Origin of the sequence: Rhizobium sp. MHM7A, assembly GCF_005862215.1 — a bacterium.
GTDB lineage: Bacteria > Pseudomonadota > Alphaproteobacteria > Rhizobiales > Rhizobiaceae > Rhizobium > Rhizobium bangladeshense.
Genome location: NZ_VCHT01000002.1, coordinates 629,865 through 644,858, shown reverse-complemented (window position 1 = coordinate 644,858; position 14,994 = coordinate 629,865). Strand labels below are relative to the sequence as shown.

At 64.4% G+C, this 14,994-nt stretch carries 16 protein-coding genes, 1 pseudogene and 1 riboswitch; of the genes and pseudogenes, 6 read left to right on the top strand and 11 right to left on the bottom strand.

Annotated features, from left to right (window positions below; translation table 11 throughout):
• Positions 1–18 precede the first annotated feature (18 nt).
• Positions 19–1,026: an SDR family oxidoreductase gene (locus FFR93_RS11310; protein ID WP_138393271.1), complete on the bottom strand. Its 1,008-nt coding sequence runs from the start codon at positions 1,024–1,026 to the stop codon at positions 19–21.
• A gap of 158 nt (positions 1,027–1,184) precedes the next feature.
• Here FFR93_RS11310 and FFR93_RS11305 point away from each other — a divergent pair, with 158 nt between their 5' ends.
• Positions 1,185–2,207 carry an LLM class flavin-dependent oxidoreductase gene (locus FFR93_RS11305; protein ID WP_138393270.1) on the top strand — a complete coding sequence of 341 codons (1,023 nt, stop codon included), beginning with the start codon at positions 1,185–1,187 and terminating at the stop codon, positions 2,205–2,207.
• 230 nt (positions 2,208–2,437) lie between these two features.
• Positions 2,438–3,340, top strand: a complete 903-nt coding sequence (locus FFR93_RS11300) for a LysR family transcriptional regulator (protein WP_138393269.1) — start codon at positions 2,438–2,440, stop codon at positions 3,338–3,340.
• 17 nt (positions 3,341–3,357) lie between these two features.
• On the opposite strand, the gene FFR93_RS11295 is transcribed toward FFR93_RS11300, so the two are convergent.
• On the bottom strand, positions 3,358–4,596 hold the full coding sequence (locus tag FFR93_RS11295) for an MFS transporter (protein ID WP_138393268.1): 1,239 nt from the start codon (positions 4,594–4,596) through the stop codon (positions 3,358–3,360).
• Positions 4,593–5,240 carry a helix-turn-helix domain-containing protein gene (locus tag FFR93_RS11290; protein ID WP_138393267.1) on the bottom strand — a complete coding sequence of 216 codons (648 nt, stop codon included), beginning with the start codon at positions 5,238–5,240 and terminating at the stop codon, positions 4,593–4,595. The genes FFR93_RS11295 and FFR93_RS11290 overlap by 4 nt, the downstream gene beginning before the upstream one ends.
• A gap of 151 nt (positions 5,241–5,391) precedes the next feature.
• Between FFR93_RS11290 and FFR93_RS11285 the strand changes: the two genes are divergently transcribed.
• Positions 5,392–6,075 carry a class I SAM-dependent methyltransferase gene (locus FFR93_RS11285; protein ID WP_138393266.1) on the top strand — a complete coding sequence of 228 codons (684 nt, stop codon included), beginning with the start codon at positions 5,392–5,394 and terminating at the stop codon, positions 6,073–6,075.
• Here the strand turns inward: FFR93_RS11285 and FFR93_RS11280 are convergent.
• The 4 genes and pseudogenes from FFR93_RS11280 to FFR93_RS11265 all read right to left on the bottom strand — a co-directional run bounded on the left by FFR93_RS11280 (position 6,056) and on the right by FFR93_RS11265 (position 9,898).
• Positions 6,056–6,868: an ABC transporter ATP-binding protein gene (locus FFR93_RS11280; protein WP_064705444.1), complete on the bottom strand. Its 813-nt coding sequence runs from the start codon at positions 6,866–6,868 to the stop codon at positions 6,056–6,058. The two genes, FFR93_RS11285 and FFR93_RS11280, sit on opposite strands and share 20 nt — an antisense overlap.
• A 7-nt stretch (positions 6,869–6,875) precedes the next feature.
• A complete protein-coding gene (locus tag FFR93_RS11275) occupies positions 6,876–7,913 on the bottom strand; it encodes an iron ABC transporter permease (protein WP_138393265.1) in 1,038 nt (345 codons plus the stop codon).
• Positions 7,910–8,791 (bottom strand): annotated as a pseudogene (locus FFR93_RS11270) (iron ABC transporter permease); the annotation flags it as partial. The pseudogene FFR93_RS11270 and the gene FFR93_RS11275, both read right to left, overlap by 4 nt.
• A gap of 9 nt (positions 8,792–8,800) precedes the next feature.
• Positions 8,801–9,898 (bottom strand): adenylate/guanylate cyclase domain-containing protein, encoded by a 1,098-nt coding sequence (locus tag FFR93_RS11265; protein ID WP_138393264.1) that lies wholly within the window; start codon positions 9,896–9,898, stop codon positions 8,801–8,803.
• A 253-nt stretch (positions 9,899–10,151) separates the two neighbouring features.
• On the opposite strand from FFR93_RS11265, the gene FFR93_RS11260 reads away from it, so the two are divergent.
• On the top strand, positions 10,152–10,376 hold the full coding sequence (locus tag FFR93_RS11260) for a hypothetical protein (RefSeq protein ID WP_020921685.1): 225 nt from the start codon (positions 10,152–10,154) through the stop codon (positions 10,374–10,376).
• 76 nt (positions 10,377–10,452) lie between these two features.
• On the opposite strand, the gene FFR93_RS11255 is transcribed toward FFR93_RS11260, so the two are convergent.
• Together FFR93_RS11255 and FFR93_RS11250 are read right to left on the bottom strand one after the other, a co-directional pair.
• On the bottom strand, positions 10,453–10,764 hold the full coding sequence (locus FFR93_RS11255) for a hypothetical protein (RefSeq protein WP_064706114.1): 312 nt from the start codon (positions 10,762–10,764) through the stop codon (positions 10,453–10,455).
• A gap of 174 nt (positions 10,765–10,938) precedes the next feature.
• Positions 10,939–11,385: an SRPBCC family protein gene (locus FFR93_RS11250; protein WP_138393263.1), complete on the bottom strand. Its 447-nt coding sequence runs from the start codon at positions 11,383–11,385 to the stop codon at positions 10,939–10,941.
• A 264-nt stretch (positions 11,386–11,649) separates the two neighbouring features.
• A riboswitch (FMN riboswitch) is annotated at positions 11,650–11,794 on the top strand.
• 80 nt (positions 11,795–11,874) lie between these two features.
• Between FFR93_RS11250 and FFR93_RS11245 the strand changes: the two genes are divergently transcribed.
• Positions 11,875–12,309 carry a 6,7-dimethyl-8-ribityllumazine synthase gene (locus FFR93_RS11245; protein WP_138393262.1) on the top strand — a complete coding sequence of 145 codons (435 nt, stop codon included), beginning with the start codon at positions 11,875–11,877 and terminating at the stop codon, positions 12,307–12,309.
• Between the two features lie 143 nt (positions 12,310–12,452).
• On the top strand, positions 12,453–13,142 hold the full coding sequence (locus FFR93_RS11240) for a VOC family protein (RefSeq protein WP_138393261.1): 690 nt from the start codon (positions 12,453–12,455) through the stop codon (positions 13,140–13,142).
• A 141-nt stretch (positions 13,143–13,283) separates the two neighbouring features.
• On the opposite strand, the gene FFR93_RS11235 is transcribed toward FFR93_RS11240, so the two are convergent.
• Both FFR93_RS11235 and FFR93_RS11230 read right to left on the bottom strand, forming a co-directional pair.
• Positions 13,284–14,057, bottom strand: a complete 774-nt coding sequence (locus tag FFR93_RS11235; RefSeq protein WP_138393487.1) for a DUF1194 domain-containing protein — start codon at positions 14,055–14,057, stop codon at positions 13,284–13,286.
• Positions 14,058–14,441: 384 nt separating this feature from the next.
• Positions 14,442–14,981, bottom strand: a complete 540-nt coding sequence (locus FFR93_RS11230; protein ID WP_138393260.1) for a Pycsar system effector family protein — start codon at positions 14,979–14,981, stop codon at positions 14,442–14,444.
• Positions 14,982–14,994: the final 13 nt, after the last annotated feature.

The window sequence follows — 14,994 nt, the reverse complement described above, 5'->3', positions numbered from 1 at the left end:
CATCGCACCGGCCATCTACTACCAAAGCCGGTGCCGACTGCCCAAAGCCAGCCGCCGGCGCGGGTTCGCCCTCTGCCCAGCAGCCGCAAGCGCCAGCACAGCAACCGCGACCAGACCGAAAAGGAGCGGCGCCGAATACCGGTGCGGCGATCGGAGCCCACCGTCGATCCTGGCCGCGTCCGTAGAGGGCCGATAGAGATTGCCGTCGCTTTCGACGGCGCGCGGCGCCCGCTTGAAATAGGCGGCCAGGAAACGGCTGAGCGCCCTGGCAGCGAGGTTGGGCGCCAGCAAATGGGCAAGCCGTGTTGCAGTGGTTACCACTCCGACCGTCGTGGTGGCGCGCGGCGACCTGGCGACGCCGACGATCGCCTCGGCGACGCGGCGCGCATCGAGCACCGGCGGCGGTGCCGAGACCTGGCGGCCGACATAATTGGCGCCGTGTCTGAGGCCCGGCGTATCGACGAAGGCTGGATAGACGTCGCAGACATGGATGCGCGGCTTGTCGGCGACCTCCGCCCTCAGCGCCTCGGAGAAGCCGCGCAGGCCGAACTTGCTGGCGCTATAGGCCGCCGCGAATGGCGCAGCCGCAAAGCCGCCGAGCGAGATCATGTTGATGAAGACGCCCCTGCCCTGCTTCAGGAAGATCGGCAGGACGGCATGGGCATCGTTCATGTGACCTATCAAATTGGTGCGGATGACCTGCTCATGCGCCTCGATCGGCGTCTCCTCGAACCGCCCGACCGCGCCGACGCCGACATTGCTCACCCAGACGTCGATATCGCCGAACGCCTTCGCCTTGTCGGCAAGCGCGCGGACAGCAGCAGCCTCGGTAACGTCGGTGACGACGGAAACCGCCTCGGCGCCTAGACCTCTGCACGTCTCTGCGACTTTTTCCAAAGCCTCGCCGTTGCGAGCGGCCAGCACCAGCCTGCTTCCGCGCCGCGCGAAAGCCTCGGCGGTGGCCTGACCGATACCGCTCGATGCTCCCGTGATGACGACCACTGCATTCTCGAGATTGATAGACATCGTTCCGCCTCTCTGTCCTGGGGAAGCGCCGGGCTCCACAGCAGCGCATCCATCAAACACCTCTGGGAAAGCGGAGTTCCATCCGGTTGCGATTGTCTTGCGCACCGAAACTATGTCATGACCGATCCACCGTGAGATGCAACGGATAGGGATTCGACATGAAGAAGATCGGTTTTATCTCGTTCGGGCATTGGACGCCCTCGCCCCAGTCGCAGACGCGCTCGGCAGGTGATGCGCTGCTGCAGTCGATCGACCTCGCCGTTGCGGCTGAGGAACTCGGCGCCGATGGTGCTTATTTCCGCGTGCACCATTTCGCGAGACAGCTCGCAGCGCCGTTCCCGCTGCTGGCGGCCGTCGGCGCCAAGACCAGCCGGATCGAGATCGGCACGGCTGTTATCGACATGCGTTATGAGAATCCGCTTTATATGGCCGAGGATGCGGGTGCTGCCGATCTCATCGCCGGGGGCCGGCTGCAACTCGGCATCAGCCGCGGCTCGCCCGAACAGGTGATCGACGGCTGGCGCCATTTCGGCTACGGCCCGCCGGAAGGTCAGAGCGATGCCGATATGGCCAGGCGCCACGCCGAAGTCTTTCTCCAAGTACTGGGCGGTGAAGGTTTCGCCAAGCCGAACCCGCGGCCGATGTTTCCAAACCCGCCGGGCCTGCTACGCCTCGAGCCGCATTCGGAAGGCCTGCGCGAGCGGATCTGGTGGGGCGCTAGCTCCAACGCCACCGCAGTCTGGGCCGCCAAGCTCGGCATGAACCTGCAAAGCTCGACACTGAAGGACGACGAGACCGGCGAACCGTTCCACGTCCAGCAGGCCGACCAGATCCGCGCCTATCGCGAAGCCTGGAAGGCGGCCGGCCACACGCGCCAGCCGCGCATCTCAGTCAGCCGCAGCATCTTCGCGCTGGTCGACGACCGCGATCGCGCCTATTTCGGCTATGGCAGCGACGAGGGCGACAAGATCGGCTTCATCGACGAGAAGACCCGGGCGATCTTCGGCCGCAGCTACGCCGCCGAGCCTGACGTACTCATCACGCAGCTTGCCGAAGACGAGGCGATCGCCGAGGCTGATACGCTTCTGCTCACCGTGCCAAACCAGCTCGGCGTTGCCTACAACGCCCACGTCATCGAAGCGATCCTCACCCACGTCGCTCCGGCGCTCGGGTGGCGCTGACGGCGACACTTGGCGCGCCCTGGCGATATGGGTGATGGTGATGAGAATGGCAGCTGTCGTCGGGCCGCCATCGTTGCGATGATTGCAGCGGCTGCAAGATCGGCGAACTTGTGTCGACATAGAAGCAACGCTCGGGACCTTACTGGCGCGGTCGGCGTTGATGGTTCGAACCTTGAATCGATCACGACGCGACCGACTTAAGGCTGTAGTCGAATCGCTCGAGTTGGCCCATGCCCCGCACGAACCTGAACGATATCCTGATCTTCATGGCCGTCGTCGATGCCGGAAGCTTTATCGCCGGCGGCCAAGCCATGGGTCTCTCCCGTTCGGCAGCGGGAAAGGCCGTTACTCGACTCGAAGAGCGGCTCGGCGCGCGCCTGCTCAACCGTACGACGAGGACGCTGAGCCTGACCGACGAAGGACGAGTGTTCTATGACCACGGGCTGCAGATCCTGGCATCGGTCGACGAGGCAGAAGCGAGCGTTGCGGGGCAAAGTGGTGTGCCGCGAGGCGTTCTCAGGCTCGCCGTTCCCGGTGATTTCGGGCGGCTCGTCGTGCTTCCCTTGCTCGAAAAATATCTTCGGACCTGGGCGGACATGCAGGCCGAAGTGAGCTTCACCGATCGCCCGGGCGATATCCTCGAGGATGGCTTCGACTTGGCGATCGGGATTGGCGCGGCGCCATCGGCCGGCGATAGTCGGTTGATCACGCGCGTGATCGCTAGTGACAAGGCGCGGCTCTGCGCCTCGCCCACCTACCTGACCGAACGCGGCATGCCCGGCTATATAGGAGATCTCGCCGCCCATGACTGCCTGTTCTTCACCAGCCGCGGCCAAAGGCAGAGTTGGCGTTTTCGCAGCGGTGCCGGCTGGATCAGGGCCCAGGGGCGCAGCCGCCTGAGGCTCGACAGCGGTGAAGCCGTCCGCGATGCCACTCTGGCCGGACTCGGCATCGCGCTCCTTCCGGACTTCCTCATCGCCGCCGATTTGACAGCCGGTCGTCTCCGGCAGGTCCTGCCCGAGCTCGAAACCGACGAAACGAAGATCATGGCGCTCTATCCCGACAGAGGCCTGCTGGAGCCGCGGGTGCGCTGCTTTATCGATCTGATGATCGAGGAAATCGGACCAGGCTAGTAACGCGTCCGCGGGGCTCATGCCACAGCCTTGTCAAAACCGCGGAAGCTCTTGAGCGCCAGCGGAGAGAGGGTCGCCGCGAGATAAGCGAGCCCGCAGAGGAGCATCGCTGCGCCAAGCCCGGTCGTGCTGATCAGCGCACCGCCGACGAGGCCACCGAAGGGGATAAGGGCAAAGCAGAGAGCGGTGTTCATCGCCGTTACGCGCCCGGTCAGTGGTTTGGGGATGCGCTCGAAGATCACCGCCGACAGGATCGGGTTGAGGAAACCGGAGGCAAAGCCTGCGATTGCCAGCGTCCCAAATACGGAGCCGAGCGGCGCATCCACGGCGAGCACCAGAAAACGCGGAAATCCGGTCAGCAAAAAAGCCATCGTATAGACGATCAAACGCGGCATGCGCTCGCCGACAACAGCGGCAACTGCCGCGCCCGCGATTGAGGCGCCGGAGAAGGCGGCAAGCAGCCCGCCGAGCAGCTCCGGCCCGTGACCGGCGTCCCGCGTCCAGACCGGCAGCAGCACGGCGTGATAGGCCTGATCGAGCAGATTGGTGATCGCCACCATGGCGACAATGCTGACGAGCACCGCGTCGCCGCGCAGAAAGCGCCAGCCTTCCAGGAGATCGCCGAGATAGGTTGACGCTCTGCCGGGCCGCGCGTCGGGCGCGGCGGGGATCTTGGGAGCGCGGCGGGTGCCGGGTATGCCTGATGCAACGACCAGGGCAGCCGCAGCGAAGGTGGCGGCGTTGACGAGGAGCGCCTGACCCGGGCCGATCAGCCCGATCAGCGCGCCCGCGCCGGCCGCACCCACCGTCGAGGCCAGCCGCTCGATGGCGCTGGAGACGCCGGTCACCCGTTCGACCGGCACTTCGGCGAGGGTCGCGATATCGGGAACCATCGCCTGCTTGGCGGCATCGGAAGGCCCGCGCAGCACACCCATGGCAAAGACGAGGAGCAGCAACACTGGCACAGTCAACATGCCCAAGAAATCGAGAAGCGGCACCAGCCCGACCACAACAACGGAAGCAATGTCGCAAATGATGGCGATGCGCTTGGCGCCGACCCGGTCGATCAGCGGTCCCCCGAGCGCCTTGGCGAGCACATAAGGCAGCATTTCCATCATCGCCGTCAGCCCGGTCAGCACCGGACTGCCGGTAGCACTCAGCACCAGCCAGGGAATGGCGATGGTCGAGAGCCGGGTGCCGGACAGCGATAGCGTCTCGGCGACGGCGAACCTCAGAAACGGCTTGCCCCTTCTCACGGCTCACTCTCCCGCTCGCGGTACGGAACGCGGCCCGGATAAGGGAAAGCGTGCAGCATTACATAGAAGGGAACGACGTCAGGATCCTGCGTCGCCTCTCCCAGCGGCGGGGCCGCCCGCATCGCGTCAAGAATGATGTCTCTCAACCGCTTCGTCAGGGCTTCGGCCTGTTCAGCCGTCATCGGGATGAGGATGTCGTCGGCGGCCGTCGCCCTGCGCCATTCGACTGGCAGCCCGGCATATTCCTCCAGCGCCTGCTGCATCTGGCCGACGTGCAGCGAAAGCGCCGCCTGGTTGAAGGCAACGTCGAGATCGAGCGCCTCCCCCTCGGCTTCGCTTGCCGGCACCGAGGTCAGCTCGTGGCTGGCGCGCCACCAGCGATCGCGTCGCGAGGCATGCGGCGATTCCTCGATGAAACCATATCGGGCGAGCTGGCGCAGGTGATAGCTGGTCGCGCCGCTGTTCAGGCCCAGCCGGACCGCGAGCTGCGTCGCCGTGGCGGGGCCGTCGATCCTCAGCATGCCAAGCATGCGCAGCCGCACGGGATGCGCCAACGCCTTCAGCGCCGTCGGTTCGGGCACGACCCGGCTGACGGTGCGGGAGATGGCGGCATCGGCGGCTGGATCGGAGTTCTGCTCTTTCATGATGCTATCATACAATTGCAAACATATCTTTGCAAATATTTCTTTGCAAAACTGTTTCGGAAGGCTCTTGAAAACCGGCTTCGCCTATAGCTAGGCATGATGACGCGCCCTATGACCGTGGCGGTAGTCCGCATGAACGAGGGGCAAAGGGATGGCTGAGGACGCGCAGAAAAATATCGGTACCTGGTACATCGACCCCGATGCCGAAGATAGGATGGCCGATGGGCATGCGCCGATATGGCGCCACCTGATCGATCTCATGCTCGAGCGTGACCTCTCCGATAAGAACGTGCTCGACTTCGGCTGCAATCAGGGCGGCCTGCTGCGGCATCTCTATGCGATTCGACCATTCCGCAGGGCCCTGGGTATCGACATCGCCGAAACCTCCATTGCCAAGGCCGAGACGCTGAAAGGCAATCTGCCGATCCAGCATCAGGTCGGCGGCAGGCTGGAGGGCTGGAGCGAGGAATTCGACCTCGCCGTCAGCCATGAGGTCATCTATCTCGTTCCCGATATCGACGCGCACGCCGCCGATATCCGCCAGGCACTGAAGTCAGGCGGCGTCTATTATGCGGTAACTGGCTGCCACACAGACAATCCGCTCTGGCCGAAATGGCGCGAGCTCGTCGCCAACCGCACCAACACCGTCGTTCAGGATCGGTCGGTCACCGATTACGGCCGTGCCTTCGAAAAGGCGGGCTTCGCCGTCTCCGCGCGCAAGCTCGAATATGACGGCTTCATCCCCTTCGTCGCGGACGGCTGGACGCCTGACTTCGCCGATGCGCTGGACTATTACACCCAGACGAAGATCGTCTTCAGGCTTGTGAAGCCCTAGACACTGCCGGCTGAAGCCGCATCAGCTCCACATCGAAATGCGGCGGGTTATTCGGAGCGACCTGGACGAAACGGCCCCTGACCCGGAAGATTTCCTGGATGAGATTGCGCTCGGCAAGCTCGCGTGGCGCACCGTCGAATCTGAGCTGCCCCTTTTCTAGCAGCGAAATGCGGTCGCTGACGGCGATCGCCTGGTTGATGTCGTGGATCGCCATGACGATCGTCACGCCCTTTTCGCGGCTCAGCCGATGCACGAGATCGAGTACTTCGACCTGATAGCCGATGTCGAGGAAGGAGGTCGGCTCGTCGAGCAGCAGGATCTCCGCTTCCTGGGCGAGAGCGGCGGAGATCCACGCCCTCTGACGTTCGCCGCCGGATAATTCGCGCAGGCTGCGGTCGGCCAAATCAGATAGTCCGGTGCTATCGAGTGCCCATTCGATCGCCTCCTCGTCGCGGCTGTCATAAGAGCGGAACAGGCCGACATGCGGATAGCGGCCCTGGCGCACGAGCTGGGCGACGGTCATCTCGTCGGGAGCGGTCGGCTGCTGCGGCAGGAAAGCGAGCTTCTTCGCCAGCATCCGGCGCGACATGGAGGCGACAGCAACGCCGTCGAGCGACGCCTTGCCCACCGCTGGCCGGATGAGGCCGGCCAGCGCATGCAGCGCCGTGCTCTTGCCCGAGCCGTTCGGCCCGATCAGCGCCCGGATCTCGCCCTTTTCGAGCGAGAGGCTGAAACCGCTGAGAGCCTTTCGCTTGTTGTACATCACCGAGAGGTCGGAACAGGACAATGGCATTTCGGCCTCACATGGTTGTGCGCAGCAGCGCGAGCAGAAGCGGTACGCCGAAAACGGCGGTGACTACGCCGATCGGTATTTCCTCGGCCTGTCCCAGCAGCCGGCCGATGAGATCGCCGAGCGTGACGATGACGGCGCCCAACACGATCGTCAGCGTAAGCGACAGCATGAAGTTCCGCCCAGCCAGGAAGCGGGCGAGATGCGGCACGATAAGACCGACGAAGACCACAGGTCCGACCGCGCCGACGGCGCTTGCCGCGAGCGCGCAGGCGACGATCAGCACGATCGAGAAGTACTTGCGATAGCCGAGCCCGAGAGACCGGGCGACGGGCGCATCGAACTGCAGCAGCATCAGCGGCCGATAGACGACCGGCAGCATGGCGAGCCCAGCGATCGTGAAGGGCAACAGGAAGAGCGCGTGATCCCAGCTGCGGGCGTAAAGACTGCCCGACAGCCACTCGAGAATGATCTCGATACGGGCCGACCCCCATCCGGCGATAAGGCCGATCGCCACTGCATGCAGCACCGCGCCGACTGCCACGCCGCAGAGGGTGATGCGCAGCGCGCTGAGGCCGAGACGGAAGGCAAGCAGATAGATGACGCCGCCGGCAAGCAGGCCGCCGGCGAGACCTGCAGCCGGCAGCCATGCGACCGGCAGTTCGGCCAGCGTGTTCGAGCCGGGCTCGAGAATATAGACGGTAAACAGCAGGAAGATCGTCACCGAGAGAGTCGCTCCCTGCGACACGCCCATCAGCGAGGGGTCGGCGAGCGGATTGCGGGTAATGGTCTGCAGCAGATATCCCGCCAGCGAAAAATGAATGCCGGCCAGGATGCCGGTAGCGATGCGCGGCATCCGGATATCGAGAATGATCAGCCGCGCCTCGGCCGAGCCGCCGCCGGTCAGCAGGGCCGCGACGTCAGCCATGGGAATATCGGCGACGCCGAGGAAGACCGCCGCCGCAAGCGACAGGACAGCCAAGACGGCAAGCGCAGCTGTTATGCCGAGGCTTCTCGGACCAGCCGATATCGATGCCCGGGCGCTCATTGCGTCTCCCCCGCGAAGCTGAGCCGCCCGCGCTGGACGAGATAGATGAAGACCGGACCGCCGAGCAATGCGGTGACGATGCCGACCGGCAACTCACGCGGGATTGCGATACTGCGCGCGAAAACATCAGCGACCGTCACGATCAGCGCGCCGAGCGAGGCGCTCAACCCGATCTCCCACCCCGTGCCGCGGGGTTTCAGCAGCCGGGCGATGTGGGGAGCGGCAAGACCGACGAAGGCCACCGGCCCGGCAATCGGCGCGACACCGGCGACCGGAATGACGGCAAGAATGAGGATGAGCGGCTTCCACAGACCGAGCTGCAGGCCCATGCCGGCCGCCGCATGGTCGCTCAGCATGAACATGCCGATGACGCGCCGCAGAACGAGCGCGCCCACGACGCCGGCGATCGTCCATGGCAGCATATAGAGGAGGTGCGACCAGGTGCGCCCCTGGAAGCCACCGGCGAGCCAGAAGAGCAGCGATGCCGATTGCGGCCCGGTCAAGAGCAGAACATAGGTGGTGATCGCGCCGAGAAACAGCGAGACGCTGACGCCGCCGAGCGCAAGCTGCAGTGGCCGCCCCTGCCCGCCGCGCGAAACCCAGAATGTCACCGAGGCAGCAAGGAGCCCGCCGGCAAGGCCGATGAAGGGATAATAGGCAGGCGAAAGCCAAGGCACGAAGACGAAGCAGCAGACGATCGGGGCGACCGCCCCCGATGTTACGCCGGTAATACCGGGATCGGCCAGCGGATTGCGCGTCAGCGTCTGCAGCACATAACCGGAAACGGCAAGTCCGGCGCCACCGGCGGCGGCCGCCAGGCTGCGCGGCAGGCGCAGCGTCCAGACGAGGACAGATTCGAGCTTACCGTCGGGCGCCAGTTGGCCGGCTCAATCCTCAGCCAAGGTGAAGACTGCACAAGGTTCTGCGATCCCACGCAAAAAGTGCTCGCCAAGTGGCGTCAGCACGGCCTCGGTGTTCGCCGCCACCTCGCCCGAGATCAGCACGCTGTGGCCGAGCGGCTTGCAGAGCCCTTCCAGCCGGCTGACCATATTGACCGCTGGGCCGATGGCGGTGAAATCCAGCCGGTCGGCCGCGCCGATATTGCCCCAGAGGATCTCGCCGAAATGCAGCGCGGCGCCGAAGGGCAGCGGCGCCAGCCCTTGCGCCTCGCGCATCTGGTCGAGATGGATCATGCCGGCGCGGCTGGCCGCGACGGCTCGGAGCGCCGCCTCGCAGGCTTCCCGATCACCGCGGCTCTCTTCGCCGGAAGCGCCCGTGACGGGAAAAATCGCCAGCACACCGTCGCCGATGAATTTCAGCACCTCGCCGCCAAAGGCATGCACGGCGCCTGCGATGCGGTCGAAATAAGCGTCGAGCGCTGATATCATCGCATGCGGCTCCGTCACCTGAGAAAGCGCGGTGAAATCACGGAGGTCGGCGCAGAGAAGAGCCGCGCGGATGGTTTCGCCGGTGCCGCGCGCAAGCACGCCCGACTGAACCCGGGCCGCACTGCGCCGACCGAGATAGGCTTCGAGCAGGGCTGCGCGCGCCTCCCGCGCCGCAAGGGCTGCAACTGGTGCGGCGGCAAAACGCGCGACCTCCCTCAGGCGGCCGGCTTCATCCGGAGCGAATGCGTCCGCCCCTGCCCCCTTGCCGATGGCCGCCCAGCCGAGCATCGTACCGTCTTCCGAATTCCCGATCCTCTCCTCCCACACCGGTCCGAGCCCGGCGAGCCACTCGCGCCCGGCATCGCTTCGCGGGGCGGCGGCAAAGCCCAGCGCCTCGATGACCGCCCCGGTCTCCGCACGCCACAGCCAGGTGCGCCGCGCAATAATCGGATGCGGCACCGAAAGCGTCAGCGCGCCACCGGAAAGCGGCAGGCCACCGACCAGCAGCCGGCGCCCGAGCTCGGCCAGAAACTGCTCGGGACCAGGCGAAGCCGCGGCTTCGTCAACCAGCCAGGCAAGGGAGGGAGGCAGATCCATGCCCCAGCATCGCATCACTCCAGTGTGCGGGCAACCCCGCGGCGTTCGTCCCGCGGAGGCCGCGCACCCCTTCAGGCGCCTGCACCCGGGGCGTCCGCCAGCAGCTTGGCCCGCATCCCCTGTCAACCCCCTCGCAAAACAACCCTGTGGAAAAACATTCACCACGGTGGAAAAATGCCAAAAAAACACTTTAAACTTGCGCGGCTTTGATTCCATTATGTGCCAGCTTGTCATCTGCGATTGAGGGGTTGCGATGGGCACGACATACTGGCCGAAAGACCCGCTTGACGGGAATGACATGACGCTGCTGACGTCGATCCTTCGGCGGTGGTGCGCCCGTTACGGGATCGAATTTACCGCGGAGGAGAGCAAGCGGAAGGCGAAGGAACTCATCGAATGGTTCGAGTTCGGCGTCAAGGATCCGGCCGAGCTCGAAGAGTTGATCGACGGAAAGCACTGGCTCGTCAGCCGCATCTAAGTGCCGCCGTAGTTCTCAGGAAAAAGGCCGGCGAACATCGCACCGGCCTTCGTTCGTCTGCCTCTGTACAAGGCCTTTAGTAATCGTCGCGCCAGCGGCGCTCGCGATGCCAACGCCGCTCCTCGCGCCACCGCGGGCCATCCCAATGATGGTGATGCCGCCGCTCCCAGCCCCAGCGCGGTGGGCCGCCATAGAAGACCACCGGCGGCGGGCGGCGCCAGTTGCGGCGGCATTCGCCCCAGCGCGTCAGGTGCCAGCCGCGACCGCAGGCGTAGTCGACCTTCGTGACAGCGCTCTCAACCTTGATTGTCCCGACCGGCATCGCCTGAGCTGTGCCGATCGAGAGACTGCCAGCGAGCAAGGCAGCCGCGATAGTAAGTGCCTTCATCGAAAACTCCAATTCAATCCAGCCGCACCCACATTAGGCCCGCCAAATTGAACCTCCGATGAACTGCGCGTTCATGTTTGCCCTCGAAAAACCTCGCCTCTTGACGGCCGGTTTTCGGCCGTTCCTCTCGCAGCGTCGAGCGCCTGACGAGTGTCCGCCGCTGCCGAATACCGTTCACGTACTGCCGTAAAAGCGATCCGGACCGGGATCCCGCCCGGCTGCCACCTCGGTGAGCCGTCCGAGATAATGCGCCCAGCCTTCCTCGTGGCCGGCGCATTGTTCCGCACTCGGCAGGCCGCTATGGGTGAGCCGCAAAAGCGTCCCGCCTCCCTGCTCGATCAGGTCGATTTCGACCAGGCTCGATCCCGGCGGCACCACCTCGCTGCCATCCCAGCCGAAGCTGTAGGCAAGGCGATGCACCGGCACCACCTCGCGAAACGAGCCGCGCGCAAATCGGGCGCCGGTGACGTTGACGAGATAAAGCCCGCCCGGCTGCGGCTCGACCTCGGCCTCCGTCCCCATCCAGCGCAGAATCTTCTCTGGATCGGTCATCAGCGCAAACACCGCCGCCGGCGGCGCCGCAATATGCGCCTCGCGGCGCACGACGAAAGACTCTTGCATGTCTCCCTCCCATGGTTGCCGCCCCGCTTCAGCAGGGAAGACGATTGTGCTGTTATCGACGTGGATGTCCTCGGGGAAGCATGTAGGCGCAAGCGTACGCTCAGCAAGGGCGATTTGCATGCATCCATCAGCCGCCAAAGCACCCGCCTCGCCCTCGAGGCCCCTTGCGGGGCGCCTCAGAATGAGGCTCCCTTGCAGTTGCAACCCGCTCCACCCATGAAAACATCTCCCTATTGCCAGACCGCCGCCGTGCCCCTATGGTCGCGCCGTTCTCAGGGCGGGGTGAAAGTCCCTACCGGCGGTATGCAGTTTCGATTGCGAGCCCGCGAGCGCCTTCTCTAGGGAAGGGTCAGCAGATCAGGTGAGATGCCTGAGCCGACGGTCATAGTCCGGATGAAAGAGAACGTGCGATGCCGCTGCCCTCCCGGGCTGGCGGCGGATGCTCGTGATCGCCTTGGGTGACGTGTCTGTACGCCAAAGGAGATGACTATGACACCCACCCGTTATGCCTTCGTCAAAGCCGGCTGGCACGCCGATATCGTCGACCGTGCGCTCGAAGGTTTCCAACAGCTTGTTCCCGCCGAGCAGATCGACGTGTTCGATGTTCCAGGCGCCTTCGAAATGCCGCTGCTGTCGCGAGATCTTGCCGCCTCCGGCCGTTATGCCGCCGTCATCGCCGCCGCCTTCGTCGTCGATGGCGGGATCTACCGCCACGAATTCGTCGCCCAGGCAGTGGTCGATGGCCTGATGCGCGCCGGCATGGATACCGGCGTGCCGGTTCTGTCGGTCTCGCTGACGCCGCATCATTATCAGGAAACCGAGCATCACACGCAGATCTACCGCGCCCATTTCGTCGAGAAGGGCCGCGAGGCGGCGCGCGCCGCTCTCATGATCGGCAAAACGCGCTCCGCTCTTGCGGCATAGAAGCCCGCGTCACAGGCGGCGGGATAGGCCCGCCGTCTTCTCCCAACAGAAGAATTGATTCGACGCCCCACCCGCGCTGTGGTCCACTCGACCCCGACATGTATCGCCATTCTTAATGCGTCCAGACCTTGAGGGAGCTGAAGATGAGCAATGCAATGCACAGTGAATCCCCAACCGAATCCACGACGACTCGACCGCTCGACACCAAGCTCGAAGTGGTCGTCATCCCCGTTTCCGACGTCGACCGCGCCAAACGCTTCTACGAGAGCCTGGGCTGGAGGCTCGACGCCGATTTCGCCAATGATGCCGATTTCCGGGTAATCCAGTTTACCCCGCCGGGCTCCGGCTGCGCGATCATCTTCGGCAGCAATGTCACCGCCGCCGCCCCCGGCTCCGCGCAGGGGCTCTACCTCATCGTCTCCGACATCGAGGAGGCGCGACGCGATCTCGTCGCCCGTGGCGTCGAGGTGGGCGAGATCTTCCACGACGCATCAGGCGTCTATGCCGGCAAGGATGAGCCCTATCTCTTCGGACGCCTGCGCATCGCTGGCCGCGACCCCGAGCAACGCAGCTACCGCTCCTTCGCCTCGTTCAGGGATCCCGACGGCAACGGCTGGCTCTTTCAGGAAGTCACCACTCGTCTGCCCGGCCGCATTGACTCCGACCAGACCGCCTTCTCCACCTCGAGCGACCTCGCAGCCGCGCTCCGCCGCGCCGCGCAAGCCCACGGCGAACACGAGAAGCGAAACGGCGGCAAATACGACGATAACTGGCCCGATTGGTACGCGGAATACATGGTCAGCGAGCAGGCCGGCAAGGCGTTGCCGCTTTAGGTGACGGCAGGCGCAGGGAGCACCCGCCTCGCTGGAGGACGCGGGATGTTTGTCGCTTCCTTCACCGGCAGGAGAAAGGGGGTGCCACACGGCATCTCCTCCCATCCCCAGGACCCGCAGCGCCCCGCCCAAACCACCAATTCACCGATCAAATATATCCCGCCACAGCTTTTCGCCGATCATACAATCCGCCGTCGGCGCCTCGCCGGCGACCCTCACCGTCACCGGCGGGGGCAGGCCGCTGATCTCCAGCACCAGCTTGCGGCGCACAGCGATGGCGAAATCCTCGATCTTGTGGACCGGCAGCACAAAAGCGCCGGGGCCGCCGATCACGCAATCGGCGTAGTATTTGTCAAGCCCGCCCTGCGCATCGGAGGGCCGCAGCATAATGGCGAGGCCGTTGATGATCATGCCTGATGCCACCGCCTTGTCGCGGGCGGGAGTGACGGGATCGCCGGAATTGTTCGGGCCGTCGCCGGAAACGTCGATCACCTCACGCCGGCCACGAAAGGGACCGGCGGTGATCATGCTGGCGCCGTGGTCGATTGCGGTCGAGATCGATGTGCGCCTTTGCGTGGCGATCGGCCGGGCATCGAGCTTGTCGGCGAAGGCGATCGCATCCACTTCGGACTCGATCACCTGCCAGTCGATCATCGAATCCTGGACGACATACCCCGCCCATTCGAAATAACTGATGGCGATGCGACCAGTGAGCCCGCTCTTGACCGCATCGATAAATTCCTTGTGCTTGAGCGCCTCGACATAACCTTGGCGCTGAATGCTGATCTCCTCGAAATCCATCGACCGCGAGGTGTCGACGGCAAGCACCAGCGTCACGTCGACCTCGTTTCCGCCGACGCCCGCCGCCGGAACAACGCCGGAAAGACCCATGAGCACCGCAAGTGTCGTCGTCAGCATCGGCAAATCCCCGCGCCATCAGGCGAAGGAACTGTAACACAGCTTGGCCTGCGCAGGACGCCCGGCAAAGAGCGAGGCTTCAATTTTCGGTGATATCAGGAGTGTCCGGCCTGCCCGCCAAGGCTCCGGCCTTGCGCTCTGTACCCGCGGTTGCCGTGCTAGGACGGCCTAAAAGATCGAGCTGAAACTGGTTCTTGAGGTCGAGGAAGGCGGCATGCTCCAACGCTCCCCATCCTGGTGCGTAGCCCGTGAGGGCGAAGTCTCGAAGGGCGCTCGGCGCTGCTCCTTGCATCCATCGACCGCCGGCACAGCCGCCTCGCCCTTCGAGGCTCTTGGAGGTCACCTCGGGGGCGAGGCTCTCGCGAGGAACCAACGCTCCCCTCACCCCGCAATCAACAGCAGCACATAGGCGATCACGCTCACCATCAGCCCGCGAAACGCTAAGGTGACGCAGCGGTATTTGTTGCGGGCGATGGCGGAGAGGATATTGGCGTTTTCGAAGTACTGGTCGAAGAGGTAGCGCTCGTCCCGGCGAAGAGCGGCCTCGAAGAACATGTCGCGATGTTTCGGCCAGGCCCCCCAGAACAGCGAGGTCGAGGTGCCGAGACGCCGCGGCAGCACGACGAGAATCGCCGACAGGATGGAAAAAACCGAGGCGGCCGCCAGCAGGCCGGAAAACAGCACGCTGCCCGACGTGCTGTCGGTATAGCGCGCCAGGCTGAACACCGCCCTCACCTCGCTGGAGCTCACCAGAAAGGCGAGCATGAAAGTAAAGATATAGGCCGCCTTCTGATCGGATATCTTGATCTGATCATAAAATATGTCGTTGATTTTCTTGATGTGGTCGAAATACTCGGCGCTGACGTCCCCGCTCGTCGGATTGCTCAGCATAACCTCAGTGGCATTTTCAAATTCGCTCACGTGAATACTCCAC

What these genes read in the sequence shown, in the direction of transcription:
- FFR93_RS11260 (WP_020921685.1), top strand. Translation starts at nt 10,152, where the DNA reads ATGGGCACGACATACTGGCCGAAAGACCCGCTTGACGGGAATGACATG.
- FFR93_RS11275 (WP_138393265.1), bottom strand. Translation starts at nt 7,913, where the DNA reads ATGAGCGCCCGGGCATCGATATCGGCTGGTCCGAGAAGCCTCGGCATA.
- FFR93_RS11245 (WP_138393262.1), top strand. Translation starts at nt 11,875, where the DNA reads ATGACACCCACCCGTTATGCCTTCGTCAAAGCCGGCTGGCACGCCGAT.
- FFR93_RS11255 (WP_064706114.1), bottom strand. Translation starts at nt 10,764, where the DNA reads ATGAAGGCACTTACTATCGCGGCTGCCTTGCTCGCTGGCAGTCTCTCG.
- FFR93_RS11300 (WP_138393269.1), top strand. Translation starts at nt 2,438, where the DNA reads ATGCCCCGCACGAACCTGAACGATATCCTGATCTTCATGGCCGTCGTC.
- FFR93_RS11310 (WP_138393271.1), bottom strand. Translation starts at nt 1,026, where the DNA reads ATGTCTATCAATCTCGAGAATGCAGTGGTCGTCATCACGGGAGCATCG.
- FFR93_RS11250 (WP_138393263.1), bottom strand. Translation starts at nt 11,385, where the DNA reads ATGCAAGAGTCTTTCGTCGTGCGCCGCGAGGCGCATATTGCGGCGCCG.
- FFR93_RS11280 (WP_064705444.1), bottom strand. Translation starts at nt 6,868, where the DNA reads ATGCCATTGTCCTGTTCCGACCTCTCGGTGATGTACAACAAGCGAAAG.
- FFR93_RS11240 (WP_138393261.1), top strand. Translation starts at nt 12,453, where the DNA reads ATGAGCAATGCAATGCACAGTGAATCCCCAACCGAATCCACGACGACT.
- FFR93_RS11305 (WP_138393270.1), top strand. Translation starts at nt 1,185, where the DNA reads ATGAAGAAGATCGGTTTTATCTCGTTCGGGCATTGGACGCCCTCGCCC.
- FFR93_RS11285 (WP_138393266.1), top strand. Translation starts at nt 5,392, where the DNA reads ATGGCTGAGGACGCGCAGAAAAATATCGGTACCTGGTACATCGACCCC.
- FFR93_RS11290 (WP_138393267.1), bottom strand. Translation starts at nt 5,240, where the DNA reads ATGAAAGAGCAGAACTCCGATCCAGCCGCCGATGCCGCCATCTCCCGC.
- FFR93_RS11265 (WP_138393264.1), bottom strand. Translation starts at nt 9,898, where the DNA reads ATGGATCTGCCTCCCTCCCTTGCCTGGCTGGTTGACGAAGCCGCGGCT.